The organism is Flavobacteriales bacterium, from assembly GCA_030584065.1.
Lineage (GTDB): Bacteria > Bacteroidota > Bacteroidia > Flavobacteriales_F > PHOS-HE28 > PHOS-HE28.
In genome coordinates, this window is record CP129489.1 from 949,395 (window position 1) to 971,034 (window position 21,640).

The following is a 21,640-nucleotide window of genomic DNA, read 5'->3' on the forward strand; positions in this document are numbered from 1 at the left end:
CGGGCCAACTTCGCACCCCGGAATTCCAACGTGAACACCTGATGCCCATGCGCCATCCCATCCTCTTCCTCTTCTTGCTGCTCACGGCAGCGGCTCAGGCGGCTACCTACTACATCTCGCCGACCGGCAACGACGCCAACAACGGCACCAGCTCATCCACTCCATGGCGCACGATCGACCGCGTGAACCAGATCTCCTTCTCGCTAGTGGCTGGTGACCGGATCCTTTTCCAGCGCGGCGGCACCTACCGCGGAAAGCTCAACATCAACGGCAGCGGAACGGCCGCTTCCTACATCGAGGTGGGCGCCTACGGAACGGGCGACCAGCCCATCATCAGCGGCAGCGTGGCGGTGACCGGCTGGACCCAGCACAGCGGAAACATCTGGCGTGCACCCATGACCCAGCTCGTGCGGCACATCTACGTGGATGGCGCCCTGCAGACCATCGCGCGCTTCCCCAATACGGGCTGGCTCCGCGTGGACCAGGCCACCAGCACAAGCCTCACCGATGCCGAACTCACCCAGGCCAGCGGCTACTGGAACGGCGCCACCGCCGTGATCCGGACGACCAATTGGAGCTACGATACCGCCCGCGTGTCCGCGTTCAGTAACGGGGTGCTCACGCATACGAGCACCGGAAACAACCTCCAGAGCCAGCAATGGGGCTATTTCCTGCGCAACAAGCTGGCGCTGCTCGATGCCCCTGGGGAATGGTTCCTGGATCGCGCGGCCGGGCAACTCTACCTGTGGTGCCCGAACAACGCCAACCCCAACAACGTGCTGGTGGAGGCCAGTGTCATGGACTTCGGCGTGTACGTGAGCTGGCAGCGCCACCACATCAAGATCGACGGTCTCCACTTCAAGCACCAGCACACCGCCTCAATCCGGGTCTCCGGCACCTCCGATCTGGAGGCCATGAACTGCTCCTTTACCGATGTCTACCAAGCGGTGATGAGCACCGGGAACAACCAGAGCTTCCACCACTTCAACATACTCAGGACCTACGGGACGGCGATCTACCTGCTGGACAACAATACCAGCGTGACGCACTGTACGCTGCGCGACGTGGCGATGGTGCCCGGGCTGGGAGAGAAGGACATGGGCTACATCGGCATGCGGCTCAATGGCGCCGGCGTCACCATCACGGACAATCGGATGGAGAACATCGGCTATTGCGGCATCGCGGTGGCCAATAATGCCTTGGTGGAGCGGAACGTGATCATCAATGCCATGGCCATCCTCAATGATGGCGGTGGCATCACCTTCGACCATGCCGACGGCGTCATCGTGCGCAACAACATCGTCCGCGACCTCATCGGCAATGTGGAGAGCTGCGCGCCCAACTGGATCAACTCGGTGCCGATGTGCCACGGCATCTACTTCGGCAACACCAGCATCAAGAACGCGCTGGTGAAGGACAATACCGTGAGCAATTGCAGCGCAAGCGGCATGCATGTGGACCACACCATGGTGAGCTCAGGCAACCGCATCGAGGGGAACGTGCTGTACAACAACGCGATCCAGCTCAGCGTCTCGGACTTCAGCAACTACAATGGCCCCGGAGCGACCGCGCCCTATCACGTGCCTGCCTTCAATACCGTCTACTCGGGCAACGTGCTCTATAGCGTGACCAAGGACCAGCTGTGCATGCGGCAGTACCATTGCAACAGCCCCAATTGGGTGGACTACGGCACCTTCACGAACAACAGGTACTTCAGCCCCTACAACGACCGTAGCATCTACCTCTTCAACACCAACACGGGCACCCCGCGCTATTTCGCCCTGGAGCGCTGGCAAGCCACCTTCAGCGAGGATGCCGGCTCCACACGCAGCCCGCTGTACCTGCCCAGCATGGAGGTCACCTCGGTGCTCGGCTCCAATCCCGTGCCCAACGGGACCTTCGCATCGAACGTCACCGGCTGGACGGGCTGGCCCAGCCAGGGACAGCTCGCCCACAACACATCACGGCTCGATAACGGCAGCCTGCGGGTGAGCTTCACCAGCAATGCCACCTACAATACGCACAACCTGAAGCACACCACCAATGTCCCGCTGCAGCAGGGCAGCTGGTACAGGCTGCGCTTCAGCCTGGTGAGCGACATGATGGGGGAGCTCACCGTCGGCTTCAAGGGACTCAGCCAGCTGAACCTGCCCACCCAGGAGGGCGAGCGCGTATTCCCCTTCGATGGCAATCGCCGCGACGTGGAGCACTTCTTCCAGAGCACCATCACGGATCAGGGCTCCTGCCAGTTCACCTGCCTATACACAGAGGGCATCTACTACCTCGACAATGTGTCGCTGGAGCGCGTGACCGCCGTACCGGTCAACCCGTTCCAATCGCACGTGCTGCTGGCCAACGAGCAGCCCACTGCGCAGGTCTTCTCCGTGCCCAGCGGATGCTGGAAGGATGTGGACGGCAATGTGCAGGGCGCAACGGTCACCCTTCAGCCGTACACCTCCCGTGTCATCTACCGGTTCACCGGCGCCGGCTGCAGCACGGCGCCCACGGATTGCGCCGGGGTGGTGGGCGGCACGGCTGTGCCTGGCGCAGCATGCAACGACAACAATCCCTGCACCATCAATGACGTATGGTCGGCCGACTGCCAGTGCGCAGGCACGCAGAGCACGCCTTCGGCGACCATCACGGCCGGAGGAACCACGGTATTCTGCGCGGGGGGGAGCGTGACCCTCGCTGCGAACACCGGGACCGGGCTCACCTACCAATGGCGCAACAATGGAACGGCCATCAACGGCGCCACGGCCAGCACCTACCATGCCAGCACCGCTGGCAGCTACACGGTGTCGGTGACCAATGCCAACGGCTGCAGCGCCACCTCATCGGCGATCCAGGTAACGCTGAATCCGGCGCCCTCCTCAACGGTCACCGCCAGTGGCCCCACCAGTTTCTGCACCGGTTCGAGCGTCACCCTGAGCGCAGCAACGGGGACGGGCTTCGCCTACCAGTGGCGCAACAACGGGGCGGCCATCAGTGGCGCCACGTCAAGCACTTACACCGCCACGGCATCAGGTTCCTACTCGGTGACCGTGACCTCGGGGGGGTGCAGCGCCACGTCTGCCGGCCAGAGCGTCACCGTGAGCGCAGCTCCTGCCGCGAGCATCACGGCAGGCGGCCCCACCACCTTCTGCGCAGGCGGCACCGTGGTGCTTTCCGCGAATACGGGCACCGGCCTCACTTACCAGTGGCGGAGGGACGGAGCCAGCATCACCGGCGCCACCGGCAGCAGCTTCACGGCCACCGCTGCGGGCAGTTACACCGTGACAGTGACCAGCGGAGGCTGCAGCACCACCTCCGCGGCGGTCGCGGTTGCCGTGAACAGCGCACCGGCGGCCACCATCACGGCCGGCGGCTCCACCGGTTTCTGCAGCGGCGGAAGCGTTGCGCTGAACGCGAACACCGGCACGGGGCTCACCTACCAATGGTTCCGCAATGGTTCCGCGATCAGCGGCGCAACGGGAGTCTCCTACACGGCCTCCACGGCCGGCAGCTACACCGTTCGGGTGACGAGCGGCGGTTGCAGCACCACCTCGGCAGCGGTGAACGTGACGGTGGGCACGGCCCCCGCCGCCTCCATCACGGCTGGCGGCCCCACCACCTTCTGCAGCGGGGGCAGCGTATCGCTTGCGGCCAACACCGGAACCGGGCTCACCTACCAATGGCGCCGCAACGGCACCGCCATCAGCGGTGCAACAGCCAGCGTCTATGCGGCAGCCACGGCGGGTACCTACACCGTGACGGTGACGAACGCCGGCTGCAGCACGACCTCTGCCGGGGTCACCGTGAATGTGACGGCCGCACCGATCGCCGCCATCACGGCAGGCGGCTCCACCACGTTCTGCACCGGTGGGAGCGTGACGCTCAGCGCTTCCACGGGAACGGGCTACACCTACCAATGGCGCAACAACGGCGCGGCCATCAGCGGCGCTACGGGCAGCACCTACACCGCCACCGCCACCGGTGCTTACAGTGTTGCGGTATCGGCCGGCGGGTGCACCACCGTTTCGGCCAGCACCAATGTCAACGTGTCCTCGGCACCTGCGGCATCCATCACGGCGGGCGGCAGCACCAGTTTCTGCGCAGGGGGCAGCGTGGCCCTGTCAGCCAACCAAGGCTCCGGCTTCACCTATCAGTGGAGGCGAGATGGGTCGAGCATCAGTGGCGCCACGGCCAGCACCTACAGCGCCACGCAGGGGGGCAGCTATACCGTGGTGGTGGCCAATGGGGGATGCAGCAGCACCTCCTCCCCGCTGGCGGTGACTGTTCGCCCGGTGCCGACCGTGACGTGCAGCGCCAGCCCGAGCACCAGCACCGTATCCGTTGCTGCCACGGGCGGACAGTCGCCCTATGCCTATGCCTGGAATACCAGCCCCGCGCAAACGACCCCCACGGCCTCGGTAACGGCCTCGGGCACCTATGCGGTCACCGTCACCGGAGCGAACGGCTGTTCGAGCGTGTGCTCGACCACCATCACCCTCTCCACCGCTTCGTGCACGGGAATCCGCACCGAGACCCAGGGCATCTGGGGGCTGCCGGCCACGGCAACGAACCAATCCGGCTACATGGCCAACAACTGGTCGGCGGCCTTCCCGGCGCCCAACCACCTCACCATCGGCTGCTCCGGCCGCCTGCTTCGGTTCACCACGGCCCAGGCCGTCATCAATACGCTGCCCACCACCGGTACGGCGGCGTTGCTGCCCAGCGGCACCACCGTGGACCCCGGGACCGCGATCTCCAATACCCTTCTCGGCCATCTGGCCGCATTGAAGATCAGCGTGCGATTGGATGAGCTGAATCCTTCCTTCAGCTCATCGGATGTGCTGCTCAAGGACATGATCGTCCGCTCGGGCACCTTCGCTGGCTGGACGGTGCAGCAGCTCGTGAATCACGCCGACCAAGCCATCGGCGGCTGCGTGGCGCAATACCCCTTGGTAACGATCGCTTCCGCATTGGCCAACATCAATCAAGGGTACCAGGGCGGAACCATGAACAACAACTATCTGCGTTGCCCGGGCTCATCCGCCATGGCACTGGAAGGCGATTGGCCGCAGGAAGATGGCGCGGTGACCGAAATCGATGGCTCTATCCACCCGAACCCCTTCCGCGAGAGCACGACGATCACCCTGCTTGGCCTGGATACGGACCAGCGGCTGGATGTGCGCGTGTTGCGCGTGGATGGAGCCCTGGTGGACCACCTCTACGAAGGCACTGTGCCCGAAGAGGGGGCGCTGCGCCTGGGGTGGCAAGGGGCTGGGCGAGCAGCTGGCCTCTACATCCTGGTCGCCACCAATGGCGACCGGGTATTCCGCGGCAAGCTGATGGTGGAATAGGTGTCGGCTTTGCTCAGATCCGTTCAAGTGCGGAGGCCGGGAGCCACCCCACTTGGTCGTTGGGCAGTGCGACCTCGACCCAGCCATTCCCTTCCTGCGCGATGCCCACCTTGGCGCCGCGGTGAAGGATGAATAGGGCTTTCGCGCCTTGCCTGGGCTCAGCCAACGCTTCCACCTTGCCTGCCATCACCACGGCTGCATCATGCTGCATAAGCGCGCTGTGCCTCATCGAAGCGATGGTCAGGGAGACCGCCAGGCCCATGGCCGCAACGAGCGCCATGGCCCAAAGGCCGATTCGGAGCAGCCGTTGGCTGGTGAGGAGCGCCCCGGCCATGCACGCGAATAAGGCGAGGCAGGCGATGAGGGCGTTGCGGGCCCAGGAGTCAGGGTCATTCCCTTGGATGATCTGCCAGGTCCTGCCCAGAGAATGGCTGGAACCCGGGATGCGGTCCCGAACCTGCTCGTTTGCCAGGTCGAGGTTGGCGCGTATGTCAGCATCGTTCGGGGCCAGCCGAAGTCCGCGCTCATAGTGGAGCACGGCCCGTGCAACATCGCCCAGCTTGAAGTGGCAATTGCCAAGGGCCAGCTGGAGGGCCGGCGAGTCGTACCGTGAAGCCACGCTATCGAATGCGGTGAGGGCACCGGCGTAGTCCGCTTCGGAATAGGCGCGCTGGCCGGCGGCCACCATTGAATCCGCCTCGGCCTGCCGCATCGCGGCTGCCGGGGCCATGAATTGGAAGAGGGGAAGCAGGAGGAAGAGTACCCTGGTCATGATGCCATGGAGCGTTCGATGCGTTGGATGAGACTCACGGCCTCGTCGTAGACCTCCTGCCTCGGCTTGCCTTCAATGGGGGCGAATCGCGCAAGGTCGCATGCTTGGAGCAGGCGGTCGCAGTCGCTGGCCAGTTGCTCGGCAGCGGGCGCGGCGGCGAGCGCTTCCTTGAGGCGCGCTCCGCCGACCTCGGCCGCGCCGAGGCCTAGCTTATCGCTCAGGTAGCCGCGGAGGGCCTTGGACACCGCTCCGTGGAACACGGCTGGATCGTTGCTCCGCAGCGCATCGGATGCCGCGCGCAACCGCTGCCGGGCCACGCGCTCCGCAGCACGCCGCCGCATACCCTGCTCATCGGACAGCCATTTCCTGCGCCGGCGGCGCCAGGCCATCAGCAGGCCGAACGCTATCGGCGGCGCTGCCATGCCCGCCAGCCAGGGCCAGGAGCCGAAGAGGTAGGCATCCTTCCCACGAAGGCCGAATGTGCCGGTGGGGATGTACCGGATGTCCGTATCCAAGGCGGTCACATCCTTGCGCACCGGGCGATTCTGCAAGGTGGCTATGCCGCCGCCAGCGCCCGGTGCCACCTCCACCACCAAAGGTTCGCTGCTAAGGGAGCGGTAGGTGCCGGTCCGTGTGTCGAAGAAGCTGATTCCGACAGGCCCCAGCTCGAAGCGGCCGTCGTGACGGGGGATCACCGTGTACTGGAACCCACGCGAGCCGCTCATGCCTGAAGCGCTCACGTTGATGCGATCCACAACCTTCGGCTCATAGGTCTCGAAATCGGCTGGGAATTGCAGCTTGGGCGCATCGATGAGCTTGAGGTTGCTGCGACCGCTGATCCGCACCTCCACTTCGATGGCCTCGTTGACCTGGACCGCAGTGCGGTCCGCCTTCACCGACAACTCCAGCTCGCCCACGGCGCCATTGAAATCCGCGGGGGCATTGGGTGGCAAGGGGAGGGCCGTGAGCACCGCTGCATTGCTCCGCACCTCGATGGTGCTGCCTCGGTTGAAGAAGCTGCGGTTCACCACGCACGTGAGCTGCATGGGGTCGATGCGCAGGCTCCCTGCCCGTTGCGGCAGCAGCAGCTGCTGCTTGATGGTGATCACCCTGTACCCGATGCCGTTCACCACCTTCTCCTCCCAGCGTGCGCCAGATACATCCAGCTCCTCGCTCCAGAATCCGTTCAGCTTGGGTGGATCCATCTGGGGGGCCTCAAGGCTGGCGTACCGGTTGTAGAGCTGGTAGGTGGCCACTACCTGCTCTCCGATATAGGCTTTGGGCTTGCTCAAGGAAAGGGCGATGAACAGGTTGGGGTCGCCTTGCTGGCCGAGGGCGACGCTCGGGTCCGTGGGCGCTGCCGTGCCCTTGCTGACCTCGATCACGATGGGCTCGGTCTCAATCGTGCCACCGCCGACCCGTGCCCGAGCAGGACCTATGGTGTATCGGCCTGGCTTGGTGGCTGTGAGCACCCAGGTGCGGCTCACCGAGCTGCTCATGCGGCCGTTCACGTAATTGAAGCTGCTGTTCTCGAAAGGACCCTGGACGATTACCAGCCCCCCGAGGTCAGGGGCTTCGAAACGGTCGCGGGCGTTGGAAAGGCTGACGGTGAGCCGCAGTTGATCGCCGGCCGCGATCGCCGTCCGGTCCACCGTGGCCCGGAAGGAGATCTCCTGGGCATCGGCGCTCACCAGCCGGAGCGCCAGCAGGAGGAGAAGCGAAATGCGGGCGATGGCAATCATGGTTCACCAGTCCTTTTCGATGGATGCGCGGTGCGCGGGCCGTGTCTTGGCCCTCACCTGCTGCTGCACGTCCTGTTCCTTGCGATCCACGGCATCGAGCATCCGCTCCGCGTCCTGCCGGTTGAGCCCGGAGCGGGACTCCCGACGGCCATCGCCGGTTTCGCCTTGGCTCTCGCCTTCCTTCCCGCTCTCCTCGGGTTTCGGCGTTCCTTGATCGGCGGATTCCTTCTCCTCCTGGCCGCTCGATTCCTGGGGCTGCTCCTGCTGAGCCTGGGCAGCGCGATTCTGGCGGTCCTGCTTCAGCAGCTCTTCGGCCAGCTTCAGGAGCCGCGGATCTCCGGGATGGGCACGAAGGCCCTGATCCAGGATGCGCATGGCCGGGCTCTTGTCCACCTTGACATATTCCCGAGAGGCTCGGTTGAAGTACTCCTCCGCCGATGCCTGCTGGCCGATGGCGCAAAGCGGCAGGGCAAGGGCGAGGAGGCCGATGGTGATCCTGGTGGTCATTGGGCCTGCGCGGCTTCGTTCACGGTTTCGAGCTTCTGCATGTACTCCTGCTTCGTCCGCAGCGAAGGGTCCTGCTGCAGCCCCTTCTGCAGGAGTTCCAGCGCCGGGCGGAACCGATAGCGCTCGACCAGTGAATCGGCCTGCTGCATGATGAGCCGCGCACGCGCCCCCAACTCGGTGTCCTTTTCCTTCTGACGGTCGCGCTGCTCACGTGCTGCGCGTTCGCGCTGCCGCTTGGCGAAGGCCTGCTGGGCAAGCACCAGATCGTGCCGAGCATCATCGTCATGCGGTGCGATGCGCAGGGCCGACTTGTAGTGCGCAATGGCTGCTGCATAGGCTGAATCGATGCGGCCCTCCAACCGGTCCGCTTCGCGGGTCAGGGAGTCGCGGAGCACGAAGGTGGCCACATCACGGGCGATATCCTGCCCTTCGATGCGGAGCTGCCCGAGCTGGCGCCGCATGCGAAGGACGCTGGTGTCGGCATCCCGGGCCTCGGCCAGGCTGACGCTGCCCAGGTTGAACCGGATGCGCGACTGCTCCCGTGCGGAGCTGTCCATGGTCCCCGCCACCTTGAAGTGCGCAATCGCTTGTTCATAACGGCCCATCATGAGGTTCGCGTTGCCTCGGTTGAAAACGGCCCTTTCATCCCATGGCGCCGAGGCGAAAGCGCTGTCCGCGCGTGCATAGGCGCTGTCCGCATACGCGCGCGCCCCGGTACGCAGCGCCTCGATCGCCGTCCGCTCCTCCGGCGAGCCGCAGGCGATCAGCGCGAGGAACGATATGGTGGCCGCTCGTCTCATGCGGTGACCGTCCGCCAAGCGGATCGCGGGTTGCGCCGCTCCCCGAGCAGCAGGTAGAGGAGGAAGCACACCATCGCAGCGCCAAGTGGCCATTGGAACTGCGCTTCATGGGCGGTATAGCGGATTGTGCCGGTATCCGATTGCTCCATCGCCTTCAGTTGATCCACGAGCTCGAGGATGCCCGTGCTGCTTGCCGTGGCCCGCACGAAGGTCCCGTTGCCCTCCTGAGCGATGCGCCGCAGCAGCGCCTCATCAAGCCGCGTCACCACCGTGGTTCCTGAGCGGTCCTTCCGGAAGCCTTGCAGCTGCCCGTTCCGCCGAAGCGGGATCGGGCCGCCCTCCGGAGTGCCCATGCCCACCGTGTGCACCACGATGCCCGCCGCCGCTGCTGCCTGTGCAGCGCTCGCAGCATCATCCTCGTGGTTCTCCCCGTCGGTGATGACGATGATGGCCTTTCCGGCTGCGCTCTCCGTGTCGAAGGCCCGGCGCGCCAGGTCGATCGCAGCGCCGATCGCCGTGCCCTGGTTGGGGACCGATCCAGTGCCGATGGTGCGGATGAAAAGGCGCGCCGCCGCGCGGTCGGTGGTTATGGGCAGTTGCACGAAGGCGTCGCCCGCGAAGATCACGATGCCCAAGCGGTCGCCGCCAAGCCGGTCCACGAGCTGCTCCATGGCGCGCTTGGCTGCCACCATGCGGCTCGGGCGCAGGTCCTCGCAGTCCATGCTGTTGCTCACGTCGAGTGCCAGTACCAGGTCGATTCCCTTCGCCTTGACCTCCTCGGGTCGCGAGCCCAACTGAGGCTCAAGCAGTGCTACCGCAGCCAGCAGCAGCCCCGCGCGGAAGAGCGCATAGCGGGTGAGGTTTCGCATACCCGATACGGCAGGGATCACGCGCAACTGGGTGGCGCTGGAGGCGAAGCGCTTGATCGCGCGGTCCCGCCACGCCGTGTCAAGGATGAAGAGCAGGAGTGCCAATGGGCCGGCCAGCAGACCCCACGCCATCTCGGGCCGGTTGAAGCGCAAGGCGGGGATGAACTCGGCCAATGCCCACCAGAGCACGGCCGTCATCGCCCATAGCAGCGCCTCCAGCAGCACGCTGAAGAGCGCCGCCAGGCCCCATCGGTATGTCACGCCTCCTTTCATGCCATGCCCCTCAGCAGCGTGCGGTCGAAGAGGAAGCCCGTGAGCAGCAGCAATGAGCCGGCCAGCGCCAAGGGGTGGAACTCCTCCACCTGGACGCTGAACTGCTGCACCTCGAAGCGGGTGCGCTCCATGCGGTCGATCTCGTCGTAGATCTCCTTCAGCCGGCGCTCATCGGTGGCCCTGAAGTACTGTCCACCGGTGATGCGGGCCACCTCCTTCAGCGTGGCTTCATCAAGGTCCACGTCCACATAGTCGAACTGATACTGGCCATTCGCGTATCGGGCCACTGGAGAGAGCGCCTTGCCGCGCGTGCCTACGCCGATCGCATGCACCCTGATGCCCAGCTGTTCGGCGATGTATGCGGCATCGATCGGCTGCACGGTGCCGGTGTTGTTCACCCCGTCGGTCAGGAGGATCACCACCTTGCTCTTCGCGGTGCTTTCACGCAGCCGGTTCAAGGCCGTGGCCAGGCCCATGCCCACCGCCGTGCCTTGCTCGATCAGCCCGCTCCGAGCCTCTTCGAACAGTTCCTTCAGCACGCCATGGTCGGTGGTGATGGGGCATTGCGTATAGGCTTGGCCCTCGTACACCACCAGGCCGATGCGGTCATTGGGCCGTGAGTCGATGAACTCCATGGCCACGCGCTTCGAGGCCCGGAGCCGGTCGGGCCGAAGGTCCTTGGCGAGCATGCTGGCGGAGATGTCGAGGGCAATGACGATGTCGATGCCCTCCTGATGCACGTCCTCGTGGCTATCGCGGCTGAAGGGGCGAGCCAAAGCGAGGAGCAGGATCCCCGAACCGGCCAGGCCCAAGGCGAAGGGTACCGGTTTCAGGAGGACCCTGACAGATGGGCGGGAGGGCAGGTGGGCCGTGAGGACCGACAGACGAACGGCCGTGTCGCGCCGGCGGTCGCGCAGCAGCTGCAGCACCAGCACCGGCAGCAGCGCCAACCCGAGCCAGAGCATGCCGGGCGACCCAAGGTCGTACCGCCCGAGCACCTGAGCAGCTACGCCCGCTACCGCAAGGATCGCTGCGATCATCCAGGTCCACCAGACAAGTATGTCCCTACGGCTTCGCATGGACGGGGGGAGGAGGGGCGGTTTCACGGATCAGGCGGCGCGCAGCGGCCATCAACTGCTCATTCTCCTGCGGCGAGGGAAGTGCCTTCGCGAACTTCACAAGGTCCGCTGAGCGCAGCGCATTGGCGAGCAACGACTGCTGCTCGAGGGAGAGCGGGCTCACCTTCAGCTCCTGCATAAGTTCATCGGTGGTGCGCTCCAAGGCGGGAACTTGGTAGCGTTCCTCGATGTAGCCCCGGAGCAGGTCCGTGAGCCGGGATTGATAGGCCTTGTGCTCGCCTTGCTGCCAGAGCCGCTCGCGTTCGAGTGCGTCCAGGTCGAGGAGGTACCGCTCGTGCAGCGGAAGGAGCGGGGCTACCTCCACAGGCCGCGCCTGCCGGTTCTTCATGCGGCGGACCAGCACCAGCGCGAGGGCCGCTGCCAATGCGATGGCCAAGGCCCCGGCGATCCATGCGGCATGCTCGCGAATCCACAACGATAGGCTGAAGGGTGCCGCATGTATCGGCTTCGGCTCCTTCGGCAAGGCCAGGGAATCAACCGCGTATGGCAACACATGCAGGAGCAGGGGGGCGGATTCCACGACCTCTTGCCCGGCCCCGAACCGGAAGGGGGGAATGGCCCAGTAGCCGGTATCGAAGCTGGTGACGGTGATGCGCTGCTCCAGTACCGCCCCTTGCTCGGCTGTATCGATGGGAGCCCTTCGGACCACCTCGATCCTGGTCGACAGCGTATCGCCGATCAGGGGCCACGCCACGCCGGCTCCCCCTGACCACCGCAGGGTCACCACGGCCTGCTCCCCGATCCGCAGCTCGGAGCGGTCGAGCGCGGCGGAGGCGGGACCATGGCCTTGGGCCATGGAGGCCAGGGGCAGCAGCCCTCCTATGATGGTCAGCATCCTCATCGCCCTCCCTCTCGCTCCTTGAAGAGCCGCATCAGCGGCCGTACGTAGCCATCGGCAGTGGATATGACAGCGTGGTCTACACCGCAGCGCCGGAGCACCTCGCGTGTGCGCTGCCGATGCTTCAGGCCAGCGGCACGGAATGCGTTTCGCACCTTCCTGCTGCCGGTATCCACCCAGCGAACCTCACCGCTCTCCGGATCCGTGAAGCGCACCAGGCCCACTGCCGGAAGCTCGTCCTCGCGGGGGTCGCTCGTGCGCAGCACAACAAGGTCATGCCGCCGGTTGGCGATCTTCAGCGCATCCTCGTAGCCGTCAGCCAGCAGGTCGCTCACCAGGAACGCGATGCTCCGCTTCTTGATCACGCTGTTGAGATAGCGCAGCGCATCGGCGATGTCGGTGCCGGTTCCCTGTGGCCTGAACTCGATCAGCTCGCGCACGATGCGGAGGATGTGGGCCCGGCCCTTCTTGGGAGGGATGAATTTCTCCACCTTGTCGGTGAAGAGCATGAGGCCCACCTTGTCGTTGTTCTTGATGGCGCTGAACGCGATGGTGGCACAGGCCTCGGTGATGAGCTCGCGCTTGAGCTGCGAAGCGCTGCCGAAATCCTCCGAACCGCTGAGGTCCGCCATGAGCATCACCGTCAGTTCGCGTTCCTCTTCGAAGACCTTCACGAAAGGATGCCCGAAGCGCGCCGTCACGTTCCAGTCGATCGTGCGCACCTCATCGCCAGCACTGTACTCACGCACCTCGCTGAACGTCATGCCACGGCCCTTGAAGGCGCTGTGGTATTCCCCGCTGAAGATGTGGTCGCTCAGGCCGCGGGTCTTCAGCTCCACGAGGCGCACCTTCTTGAGGAGTTCCTTGGTATGCCGGGCCGTATTCATGATGAGCCGCTGTTCATGGTCGCATGGGCGCTGGCTCCGGGCCGGAAGAGGCGCTTCGCCGCCTGGCCGGGGCGCATGCCCGCACGCTCAGGGGACTTCCACCGTGTTCAGGACCCGGTCGATGATCTCGCGCACGCCGATGCTCTCGGCCTCGGCCTCGTAGGTGAGCCCGATCCGGTGCCGCAGCACATCAGGGCAAACGGCACGCACATCCTCGGGTATCACATAGCCACGGCGCTTGGTGAAGGCGAAGGCCTTGGCCGCCAGCGCCATGTTGATACTGGCGCGCGGGCTGCCGCCGAAGGCGATCATGCTGGTGAGGTCGCCCAGCTTGTACTGGTCCGGCTTGCGGGTGGCGTAGACGATGTCGACGATATACTGCTCGATCTTCTCATCCATGTACACCTCCCGTACGAGTTGCCGGGCCTGCATGATCTCGGCGGGCGTCACCACCAGGGCCGGCTCAGGGGACGGCCCGGGCCGCGTGTTCTGCCGGATGATGAGCTTCTCCTCCTCGCGCCGCGGGTAGTCGAGCACCACTTTCAGCATGAAGCGGTCCGTTTGCGCCTCGGGCAGGGGATAGGTGCCCTCCTGCTCGATGGGGTTCATGGTGGCCAGCACCAGGAAGGGCTCGGGAAGCAGGTGCGTGGTGGCCCCGATGGTGACCTGCCGCTCCTGCATGGCCTCGAGCAGGGCGCTCTGAACCTTGGCCGGAGCGCGATTGATCTCGTCCGCAAGTACGAAGTTGCTGAAGATGGGCCCTTTCCTCACCGTGAACTCCTCATTACGCTGGCTGTAGATCAGCGTGCCGATCAGATCGGCAGGGAGCAGGTCGGGCGTGAATTGGATGCGGCTGAAGCCCGCATCGATGGTGCGCGCGAGCGATTTGATCGCGAGGGTCTTCGCCAGGCCCGGAACGCCTTCGAGCAGCACATGCCCATCGGCCAGCAATGCCACCATGAGCTTCTGAACCATGTCCTTCTGGCCCACGATGCTCTTTTCCATCTCCCGGTCGATCAGGTCCACGAAGGCGCTGGCCTGTTGGATGCGGTCGTTCAATGCCCGGATGCTATCGGCGGTTACCGGCCTTTCCGCGCTCTGCAGGGTGGATTCCATGGTTCTTGGCCTGATGCTCAAGGCCTCACGCAAAGGTGATTGCCGCCGCTCAGCGCATGCTGCCGGAGTGCGGTTAAAGTGTGTTAACCGGCCGCCCCTGCGATCGCCCCGCTGAAAGCCGCTGTTTGCACCCGTAGGGATAGCTTCGGCGCATGAACCACCGCCAGCCGCTCACCTTGGCCGAGGCCGCCGAGCATGTCCGAGCGTTCCACGATGCCTTCGGCATCCCCAATGCCGATCGCCCCACCGGCGGCATCGGCGACCGCGAGGCCCTGCTTCGCTACAAGCTCATCCGGGAGGAGAATGAGGAGTATCTGGATGCAGCCTTGCGCGGCGACCTCGTGGAGGTGGCCGATGCGCTGGGGGATATCCTCTATATCCTGTGCGGTACGCTGCTCAAGCATGGACTGGACCATAAGATCGACGAGGTCTTCCGCGAGATCCAGCGCAGCAACATGAGCAAGCTCGGCGCCGATGGGAAGCCCATCTATCGCGAGGACGGCAAGGTGCTGAAGGGGCCGGGCTATTCGAAGCCGGACATCGCCTCGCTGCTCGCCCGGTGATCAGATGTCCTTCCGGTCCAGGTCCTCGAAGTTCACATCGGTGAAGGGGGGCGCATCGCCGTTCTGCTCGCGCGAGCCGGAATCGTTGGCACCGTACTCACCGGTCGCCTTCAGCCGGTCGATCTCGCTGATGGCATCGCTCAGCCCATCGATGAACTTCTCGAAATCCTCCTTGTAGAGGAAGATCTTGTGCTTGTCGTAGTGCGCGGTGCCGTCCTCGTGCGTGTGCTTCTTGCTTTCGGTGATGGTGAGGTAGAGGTCACGGCCGCGTGTGCTCTTCACGTCGAAGAAATAGGTTCGTTTACCAGCTCTTACAGCCTTGGAGTACACGTCTTCACGATCGTCGCGCATGGCACTGGCCCTGTTTGGGATGGACGGGGCGATTTCAAATATAGAGGCCCCCATGGAACTTCCAAATGCAATGGGCTGACCTTGAGGCGTTGGCGCCTGCGGTCGAAAACGGTTCCGGGGCGGCGCTCCCGCCGCTCAACGAATCCCCCTAAAGCCCCTTCCCATGCGCGGTTTACCTCAGACCCCCTTGAATTCGGGCTTCCGCTTCTCGAGGAAGGCCTTCACGCCCTCATTGTAGTCGTGGCTGGCCCCGGCGATGCTTTGGAGTTCGTTCTCCACATCGAGCTGGGCCTCGAGCGTGCTGCCTTGCGAGCGGTTGAGCGCTTCCTTGGTCAGCGCGATGGCTTTGGTGGGCATGGCCGCCAGCCGATTCGCCAGCGATGTCGCTTCATTCATCAATTCCGAATCGGGCACGGCCTTCCAGATCATGCCCAGAGCTTCGGCATCCTTGGCGCTCACTTTGGGCGCGAGGACCATCTGTCCGAATGCGCGCTGCATGCCCACGAGCCGCGGCAGGGTGAAGGTGCCGCCGCTATCGGGGATGAGCCCGATGTTGATGAAGCTCTGGATGAAGTTGGCGCTTTCGCCGGCGAGGGTGAGGTCGCATGCGTAGGCGATGTTGGCCCCGGCACCGGCTGCCACGCCATTCACCGCCGCGATCACGGGCTTCTTCAGCGCGCGGATGCGGCGCACGATGGGGTTGTACTGCGTGGTGAGGATGTCCTCGATCCTGGTTCCGGGCGCGATGGCCTCGGCCAGGTCCTGCCCTGCGCAGAAGGCTCGGCCTTCACCGGTGATCAGCACCGCCCGGATGCTGGTGTCGCTCGCGCATCGGTCAAGCGCATCAATCGCTTCAAGCGACATCTGCCGGTCGAAGCTGTTGAGCTTGTCGGGGCGGTTGAACGAGAGCGTGGCCACGCCGTCGGCTGCGGTGAAGAGGAGTTTCTCGTAGGTCATGGTACGAAAGTGAGGCGATCGATCGGAATGCCGGTTGCGCACTTGAAATGCCCCTTCGGGCAGGCCCTGTGCCCATGGAGCCCGCAGGGACGGCAGTCGAGCCGCTCGCCGGTCTCCAACACACGGCCATTCCCGCGCAACGGTCCGAAGCCGAAGGCCGGTACCGTGCTGCAGAAGATGGCGGTCACGGGGGCATTCATGGCACTGGCGATGTGCAGCGGCGCACTGTCGTTCACGTAGTTCATGACGGCGCCTTCCATGAGCGCTGCCGTCCCCAGCAGCGAGAGCCGGCCGGCCAGCACCTCGCCGCGCCCCGCAGCCTTCGCGATGCGGGCGCAGAGCGCGGCGTCGCCGGGAGCTCCGATAAGGAGCAGGCGCAGGTCGGCGGGGAGGGCCCTCATCAGCTCCGCCCACTTCGCCTCGGGCCATTGCTTGGTGAACCAGATGGAAGCTGGGGCCAGGCACACATGGCCATGCGCTGTGCGCGGCGCGCCCGTGGCCATCGATTGGGCCTGCGCTTCCTCCCGGGCCTCGGGGGTGGGGTGGAGCCGGGGCAAGGGCCGCTTCCCATCGGTGAAATGCGCGATCAGGGCGTTGAGCCTGTCCACCTCATGTCGGCCATCACCGATCACGTGCTTCACCCGGCGCGAGAACAGCAGGCTGAGCGGGTTCTTGTCGTAGCCGACCCGCTCTTCGGCCCGCGCCAGCGCCGTTATAAGCCCTGTGCTGAGGTAGCGCTGGCAGTTGATGATGCGGTCGTAGCGCTCGCGCCGCAGTTCGCCGATGAGTCGGAAGAGGTTGCGCGTCTTGCCCTTGCGCTTGTCCCAGACCAGGAGCCTGCGCAGGAAGGGATGCCCCTCGAATAGCCCCTCGTTGCCCTTGCGCACCACCAGGTCGATGGCCGCATCGGGGTGGAACGCATGCAGTTTCTCCAGCAGCGCGGTGGCCAGCACGGCATCGCCCAGGAAGGCAGTCTGGATCACCAGGAAGCGCTGCATGGGCGGGAAAGGTACTTGGCCGGGGATGGGGCAGAAAAAAGGACCGCCCTGCATCAAGCGGGGCGGTCCTGCCGGTCGAGGGTCGGGATTACTTCGCGGGCGCGGTCACGGCTTGGCGCTTCTCGGTGATGCGAGCGCTCTTGCCGCGACGTTCGCGCAGGTAGAAGATGCGCGCGCGCCGCACATCGCCGCGCTTGTTCACGTCGATCTTGTCGATGAAGGGGGAGGCCACAGGGAAGATCCGCTCCACGCCCACGTTGCTGCTGATCTTCCTGACGGTGAAGGTGGCGGTGCTCCCGCTGCCCTTGCGCTGGATGACAACGCCTTGGAATTGCTGGATGCGCTCCTTGTTGCCCTCCACGATCTTGTAGTGCACGATAACGGTATCACCCGCTTTGAAATCGGGCAGTGCCTTCAGGGGGGCGATTTCCTTCTCGAGTTGCTTGATGCGGTCCATGGCCTGTGTGTTAGCGGGTTGCCCAGCGGCCCAAGACGGTGTCAGGGGCATTCGGTCCCGGATTTTGGGCCGCAATAGTACGGAAAAAATCAGGCATCCTTCCCTGCCTGGCTGGCCCCATCCGGGGAGAGCAGATCCGGCCGCCGCCGCCGGGTGCGCTCAACGGCCTGTTCGTGGCGCCAGGCGTCGATGCGCGCCTGATGGCCGCTGAGCAGGACGTCAGGCACCTTCCAGCCACGGTAGTCCGCTGGCCGGGTATAGGCCGGCGGCGCCACCAGTCCGTCCTGGAAGCTGTCGCTCAGCGCGGAGGTCTCGTCGCCGATGACGCCGGGGATGAGCCGAATGATGGCATCGCTCAGTACAGCGGCCGCCAATTCGCCACCGGTGAGGACGAAATCGCCGATGCTCACCTCCCGGGTGACCAAGTGCTGGCGCACCCGCTCGTCGATGCCCTTGTAGTGGCCGCACAGCAGGATGAGGTTGCCCTTGGTGCTGAGCAGATTGGCCAGGGGCTGGTCAAGCAGCTGGCCATCGGGGCTGAGGTAGATCACCTCGTCATACGCCCGCTCGGACCGCAGTTGATCGATGGCCCTGTGGATGGGCTCGATCTGCATCACCATTCCGGCGCCGCCGCCGAAGGGGTAGTCATCGATGCGGCGATGCTTGTCGGTGCTCCAGCGCCGGAGGTCGTGCACCACCACTTCCACCAGTCCCTTGCGGCGGGCGCGCTCCAGGATGCTCTCCCCGAACCAGCTGGTCAACAGGTCGGGCACCGCGCTGAGGATGTCGATGCGCATGGCTCAAAGGAAGGGCGAAATTCCGGTGGCCGAGGCAGCGCGGCGGTGCATGGATTCGGTGGAGCGCCCTACCTTTCGGCACAGTGGTTGCCGAAGTGCGCCCCAGAAGCATACCGATGAAGAAAGCGATCACCCTGGCCCTGTTCTGGCTCCTGGCGGCAGGGGCCTCCGCCCAGAAGCATGTCTACGAGGATCTCCTCGTGCTCTTCGTGGACGAGAAATACGAGAAATGCATGTTCAAGGCCGAGGGATACACCCTCGCCGACGACACCAAGAAGGACCCGCTGCCCTTCCTCTACATCAGCATGTGCCTGTTCGAGATGAGCAAGCAGGAGAAGTACGCAGCCGACTACCCGAAGGCCGCGCGCGATGCTGTGAAGTGGGCCGAGAAGTACCGCAAGAAGGACAAGGACAAGGAGTTCTTCGCCAATTACGAGGACTATTGGGCCGAGCTGAACACGGTATCCTATCAGGCCGGCGAGAACCTGCTGGACGACCCCAAGGGCATCAGCAAGGCCAAGCAGATCTTCGATGGCATGGTGGGCTACTATCCCGAGAATGCGGGAGCATGGCTCATGCTCGCGCTCTCCCAGTACAAGAGCAACCTCAACAAGGAGGGCGACCTGAGCGTGCAGGCCTTCGACAAGGCCCTGGCTGCCGCCGGTGACATCGGCACCCTGCCCAAGGACCAGAGGACGCTCCTCAAGAACGCGCTGATCCGCTATGCGGACTATCTGGTCTCCAAGGGCCAGCGCGACCGGGCGAAGCAGTACGCGGCCAAGGGCAAGGACCACTTCATGGAGGAGCCCGATTTCAAAGGCCTCTGGGAGAGCCTCTAGGAACGCGAATGCGCTGGGAGCCGCCTTAGGGCGGCTCCTTTGCTTACCGGATGCCTCGCCGTGGCCGGATGAGCCGAATCACCAGCAAGGGAAGGAGCAGCAGGTCTGCGGCCAGTGCGAAGGCCAGGGTGAGACTTACCAGCAGGCCCATGTAGAACACGCTCGCGAAGCCGGAGAACACCAGGGAAACGAAGCCCGAGCACAGCATGATGCTGGTGATCACCACGGCCTTCCCCGATGAGAGGAAGGAGCGCTTCATGGCCAAGGGAACGCTGCGGCCCTTCAGCAGTTCGATCCGCAGCTTGCCCAGCAGGTGGATGGTGTCATCAACGGCGATGCCGAACGCGATGGTGAAGATGATCGCCGTGCTCACCTTGATGGCGATTCCCGCCAGGGCCATCGCAGCGGCCACGAGCAGCAAGGGCAGCACATTCGGGATGAGTGCCACCATGGTCATGCGCGCATCGCGGAACACCCAGGCCATGATGCCTGCGATGAGGACGAAGGCCATGGAGAGTCCGCTGAGCAGCTGCCCGCTAAGCTTCTCGTTGTTCCGGTCGATGAGGTAGGCCATTCCCGTCTGTGCGGCCTGGGTCACCCGTAGGGATCCGCTCAGGAAGGCATTGAGCTCGGCGTTGCGTCCCCGGAATACATGCCCGCCCTCATCGCGCACCCGCCCCGAGAGTCGGGCATGGTGGCCGGTGCTGTCGACCAGCCCGAGCAGCGCCCTCGGCCCGAGCGCTGCCCGGGCCATGCGCTGAAGGCGCCGGGCTTCCGCATCGCTGGCTGGCAGCGCGAAATGCGCGGGGGACCCGCCATTCATCGCCTTGTTCATGGACTTGATGACCGTGACGGGCGACAGCACCGCACTGACCCCATAGGCAGCCCTGAGGTAGGCCTCCACGCGCTCAATCTCACGCAATGCCGCCAGGTCCCAGATGCTGCCATCCGATACGGTAACCTCAAGCTCGAAGGGGCGTACGCCGCCGAAATGCTGTTCGAACCAGAAGTAGTCCTGTTTCTGCGGATCATCATCCGGCCAGTCCTCCAACAGGTGGTTGTCCACCTTCATCTGCAGGATCAGCGGGATTGCGACAAGGGCGGCTGCCAGGCTGGACCATGCGATTCGACGGCCATGCCTCAGCACCCACCGGAAAAGTCCATGGAGCGGCCTGTACCACATGGCTGCATGCTGGCCTTCGCCCGCACGCACCGGAGTCGGAACCAGCAGCAGCAGCGCAGGAAGCAGTGTGAAGGCCAGGAGGAAGGCCACGAAGACCCCAATTGCCGTGTAGACCCCGAACTCCCTTACCGGTTGGATGCCGCTGGTATTGAGCGTGGCGAAGCCGATGGCGGTGGTCAGGGAAGTGAGGAAGGTGGCCAAGCCCACCTCGTAGTAGGTGATCGCCAAGGCCCGCTCCTTCGGATGCCCGTTCCGCAGGGCCTCCAGGTAGCGCTGCAGGATATGCACCACATCGCTCATGCCCACCACGAAGAGGATGGTGGGGAGCAGCATGGTGAGGACCGTCAGCGGCCTGCCGAGCATGGTCATGAATCCCACCTGCCAGAGCACCGAAAGGCCTACCACCGCGATCGGCACCAGCACCCCCCACCATGAACGGAAGCCGATGGCCAGGAATACAGCGAGCAATAGGACGGATACGGAGAAGAATACCACCAGCTCACGCTGCATCTTCTGGATGTACCAGTACTGTCCGTGCAGGCGCCCGCCCATGCGGACATTCCCCAGACCCGACCTGTCGACAGCGCCTTGGATGGCTAGCAGCGCCTCGTCGCTCCGCACCTTGCTCAATCCGGGCTCCGCTTGGAGCACGAGGAGCATCGCCCTGCCATCCGCTGCGAAGTAGGTGTCACGGATCAAGGGGTCCTGCCAGAGCCTCGCAGAATCGGCGCGCAGAAGGCTGTCCGCTTCGAGCCTCAGCCACGGCACTTGGAAGACCCCTACGGGCGTGATCCGCGGCTCGGAAAGGTTGGTGGGAGAAGAGACCGACCGGACATGCGGAAGAACGGCGAGAGTGTCCGCCAGCCGATCGAATCGACGGAGGAATGATTGATCGAAGACGGAGACGGGATGCGATGCGCCGATGAGCAGGAAGTCGTTGTCGCCGCCGAACCGCTCCCTGAATGCCATATACCGGTCCAGCTCCGGGTCATCGGTGGGGAAGAACCGCTCGAAGTCATGGTCGAGGCGGACGGAGCGCAGCGCCCATCCGGAGAGCCCTGAGACGACCGCCAACAGCAGGAGGGCGAACCACGCATTCCTCCGTGTCAGCAGGCGCGCGATGCGGTCGATGCGTTGGTCCATCAACAGTGGCTGGTCGATGCAGGCGGGCAAAGGTGGGTCACCCCCGCGGAAGGCGGGGGTACTT

The 21,640-nt window shown here is 64.7% G+C and carries 18 protein-coding genes; 3 read left to right on the top strand and 15 right to left on the bottom strand.

Annotated features, from left to right (window positions below):
* Positions 1–47 precede the first annotated feature (47 nt).
* Positions 48–5,345 carry a hypothetical protein gene (locus QY325_04050; GenBank protein ID WKZ67102.1) on the top strand — a complete coding sequence of 1,766 codons (5,298 nt, stop codon included), beginning with the start codon at positions 48–50 and terminating at the stop codon, positions 5,343–5,345.
* A 13-nt stretch (positions 5,346–5,358) separates the two neighbouring features.
* Here the strand turns inward: QY325_04050 and QY325_04055 are convergent, their stop codons facing one another.
* The 9 genes from QY325_04055 to QY325_04095 all read right to left on the bottom strand — a co-directional run bounded on the left by QY325_04055 (position 5,359) and on the right by QY325_04095 (position 14,288).
* On the bottom strand, positions 5,359–6,117 hold the full coding sequence (locus tag QY325_04055; protein WKZ67103.1) for a tetratricopeptide repeat protein: 759 nt from the start codon (positions 6,115–6,117) through the stop codon (positions 5,359–5,361).
* The gene (locus QY325_04060) at positions 6,114–7,859 is read right to left on the bottom strand and encodes a BatD family protein (GenBank protein WKZ67104.1); all 1,746 of its coding nucleotides are present in this window, start codon (positions 7,857–7,859) and stop codon (positions 6,114–6,116) included. The genes QY325_04055 and QY325_04060 overlap by 4 nt, the downstream gene beginning before the upstream one ends.
* A gap of 3 nt (positions 7,860–7,862) precedes the next feature.
* Positions 7,863–8,366 (bottom strand): hypothetical protein, encoded by a 504-nt coding sequence (locus tag QY325_04065; protein WKZ67105.1) that lies wholly within the window; start codon positions 8,364–8,366, stop codon positions 7,863–7,865.
* Positions 8,363–9,166 (bottom strand): hypothetical protein, encoded by an 804-nt coding sequence (locus tag QY325_04070; protein WKZ67106.1) that lies wholly within the window; start codon positions 9,164–9,166, stop codon positions 8,363–8,365. The genes QY325_04065 and QY325_04070 overlap by 4 nt, the downstream gene beginning before the upstream one ends.
* Positions 9,163–10,296, bottom strand: coding sequence for a VWA domain-containing protein (locus QY325_04075; protein WKZ67107.1), 1,134 nt, complete (start codon positions 10,294–10,296; stop codon positions 9,163–9,165). Before QY325_04075 ends, QY325_04070 begins: the two co-directional genes overlap by 4 nt.
* Positions 10,297–10,304: 8 nt before the next feature.
* Complete coding sequence (locus QY325_04080; protein WKZ67108.1) at positions 10,305–11,348, bottom strand: VWA domain-containing protein; 1,044 nt, start codon at positions 11,346–11,348, stop codon at positions 10,305–10,307.
* A gap of 25 nt (positions 11,349–11,373) precedes the next feature.
* Positions 11,374–12,288, bottom strand: a complete 915-nt coding sequence (locus QY325_04085; protein WKZ67109.1) for a hypothetical protein — start codon at positions 12,286–12,288, stop codon at positions 11,374–11,376.
* Positions 12,285–13,172: a DUF58 domain-containing protein gene (locus QY325_04090; GenBank protein WKZ67110.1), complete on the bottom strand. Its 888-nt coding sequence runs from the start codon at positions 13,170–13,172 to the stop codon at positions 12,285–12,287. Before QY325_04090 ends, QY325_04085 begins: the two co-directional genes overlap by 4 nt.
* Positions 13,173–13,259: 87 nt before the next feature.
* A complete protein-coding gene (locus QY325_04095; protein ID WKZ67111.1) occupies positions 13,260–14,288 on the bottom strand; it encodes a MoxR family ATPase in 1,029 nt (342 codons plus the stop codon).
* 152 nt (positions 14,289–14,440) lie between these two features.
* Between QY325_04095 and QY325_04100 the strand changes: the two genes are divergently transcribed.
* Positions 14,441–14,851, top strand: coding sequence for a nucleoside triphosphate pyrophosphohydrolase family protein (locus tag QY325_04100; protein ID WKZ67112.1), 411 nt, complete (start codon positions 14,441–14,443; stop codon positions 14,849–14,851).
* On the opposite strand, the gene QY325_04105 is transcribed toward QY325_04100, so the two are convergent.
* The 5 genes from QY325_04105 to trmD form a co-directional block, all read right to left on the bottom strand.
* A complete protein-coding gene (locus QY325_04105) occupies positions 14,852–15,202 on the bottom strand; it encodes a DUF3276 family protein (protein ID WKZ67113.1) in 351 nt (116 codons plus the stop codon). It abuts the gene before it with no gap.
* Between the two features lie 177 nt (positions 15,203–15,379).
* Entirely contained in the window at positions 15,380–16,159 is a 780-nt protein-coding gene (gene paaG / locus QY325_04110) for a 2-(1,2-epoxy-1,2-dihydrophenyl)acetyl-CoA isomerase PaaG (protein ID WKZ67114.1), read from the bottom strand.
* Positions 16,156–17,157 carry a glycosyltransferase family 9 protein gene (locus tag QY325_04115; protein ID WKZ67115.1) on the bottom strand — a complete coding sequence of 334 codons (1,002 nt, stop codon included), beginning with the start codon at positions 17,155–17,157 and terminating at the stop codon, positions 16,156–16,158. The genes paaG and QY325_04115 overlap by 4 nt, the downstream gene beginning before the upstream one ends.
* Before the next feature lie 88 nt (positions 17,158–17,245).
* Positions 17,246–17,614 carry a 50S ribosomal protein L19 gene (gene rplS, locus QY325_04120; protein WKZ67116.1) on the bottom strand — a complete coding sequence of 123 codons (369 nt, stop codon included), beginning with the start codon at positions 17,612–17,614 and terminating at the stop codon, positions 17,246–17,248.
* A gap of 89 nt (positions 17,615–17,703) precedes the next feature.
* Entirely contained in the window at positions 17,704–18,411 is a 708-nt protein-coding gene (trmD, locus tag QY325_04125; GenBank protein WKZ67117.1) for a tRNA (guanosine(37)-N1)-methyltransferase TrmD, read from the bottom strand.
* 116 nt (positions 18,412–18,527) lie between these two features.
* Between trmD and QY325_04130 the strand changes: the two genes are divergently transcribed.
* Entirely contained in the window at positions 18,528–19,250 is a 723-nt protein-coding gene (locus tag QY325_04130) for a hypothetical protein (protein WKZ67118.1), read from the top strand.
* Positions 19,251–19,293: 43 nt separating this feature from the next.
* Here the strand turns inward: QY325_04130 and QY325_04135 are convergent, their stop codons facing one another.
* A complete protein-coding gene (locus QY325_04135) occupies positions 19,294–21,576 on the bottom strand; it encodes an MMPL family transporter (GenBank protein WKZ67119.1) in 2,283 nt (760 codons plus the stop codon).
* Positions 21,577–21,640 lie beyond the last annotated feature (64 nt).

Bases quoted from the DNA above. Each gene is read 5' to 3' on its own strand.
- QY325_04050 (WKZ67102.1), top strand. From the start codon at position 48: ATGCGCCATCCCATCCTCTTCCTCTTCTTGCTGCTCACGGCAGCGGCT.
- QY325_04055 (WKZ67103.1), bottom strand. From the start codon at position 6,117: ATGACCAGGGTACTCTTCCTCCTGCTTCCCCTCTTCCAATTCATGGCC.
- QY325_04060 (WKZ67104.1), bottom strand. From the start codon at position 7,859: ATGATTGCCATCGCCCGCATTTCGCTTCTCCTCCTGCTGGCGCTCCGG.
- QY325_04065 (WKZ67105.1), bottom strand. From the start codon at position 8,366: ATGACCACCAGGATCACCATCGGCCTCCTCGCCCTTGCCCTGCCGCTT.
- QY325_04070 (WKZ67106.1), bottom strand. From the start codon at position 9,166: ATGAGACGAGCGGCCACCATATCGTTCCTCGCGCTGATCGCCTGCGGC.
- QY325_04080 (WKZ67108.1), bottom strand. From the start codon at position 11,348: ATGATCGCAGCGATCCTTGCGGTAGCGGGCGTAGCTGCTCAGGTGCTC.
- QY325_04085 (WKZ67109.1), bottom strand. From the start codon at position 12,288: ATGAGGATGCTGACCATCATAGGAGGGCTGCTGCCCCTGGCCTCCATG.
- QY325_04090 (WKZ67110.1), bottom strand. From the start codon at position 13,172: ATGAATACGGCCCGGCATACCAAGGAACTCCTCAAGAAGGTGCGCCTC.
- QY325_04095 (WKZ67111.1), bottom strand. From the start codon at position 14,288: ATGGAATCCACCCTGCAGAGCGCGGAAAGGCCGGTAACCGCCGATAGC.
- QY325_04100 (WKZ67112.1), top strand. From the start codon at position 14,441: ATGAACCACCGCCAGCCGCTCACCTTGGCCGAGGCCGCCGAGCATGTC.
- QY325_04105 (WKZ67113.1), bottom strand. From the start codon at position 15,202: ATGCGCGACGATCGTGAAGACGTGTACTCCAAGGCTGTAAGAGCTGGT.
- paaG (WKZ67114.1), bottom strand. From the start codon at position 16,159: ATGACCTACGAGAAACTCCTCTTCACCGCAGCCGACGGCGTGGCCACG.
- QY325_04115 (WKZ67115.1), bottom strand. From the start codon at position 17,157: ATGCAGCGCTTCCTGGTGATCCAGACTGCCTTCCTGGGCGATGCCGTG.
- rplS (WKZ67116.1), bottom strand. From the start codon at position 17,614: ATGGACCGCATCAAGCAACTCGAGAAGGAAATCGCCCCCCTGAAGGCA.
- trmD (WKZ67117.1), bottom strand. From the start codon at position 18,411: ATGCGCATCGACATCCTCAGCGCGGTGCCCGACCTGTTGACCAGCTGG.
- QY325_04130 (WKZ67118.1), top strand. From the start codon at position 18,528: ATGAAGAAAGCGATCACCCTGGCCCTGTTCTGGCTCCTGGCGGCAGGG.
- QY325_04135 (WKZ67119.1), bottom strand. From the start codon at position 21,576: ATGGACCAACGCATCGACCGCATCGCGCGCCTGCTGACACGGAGGAAT.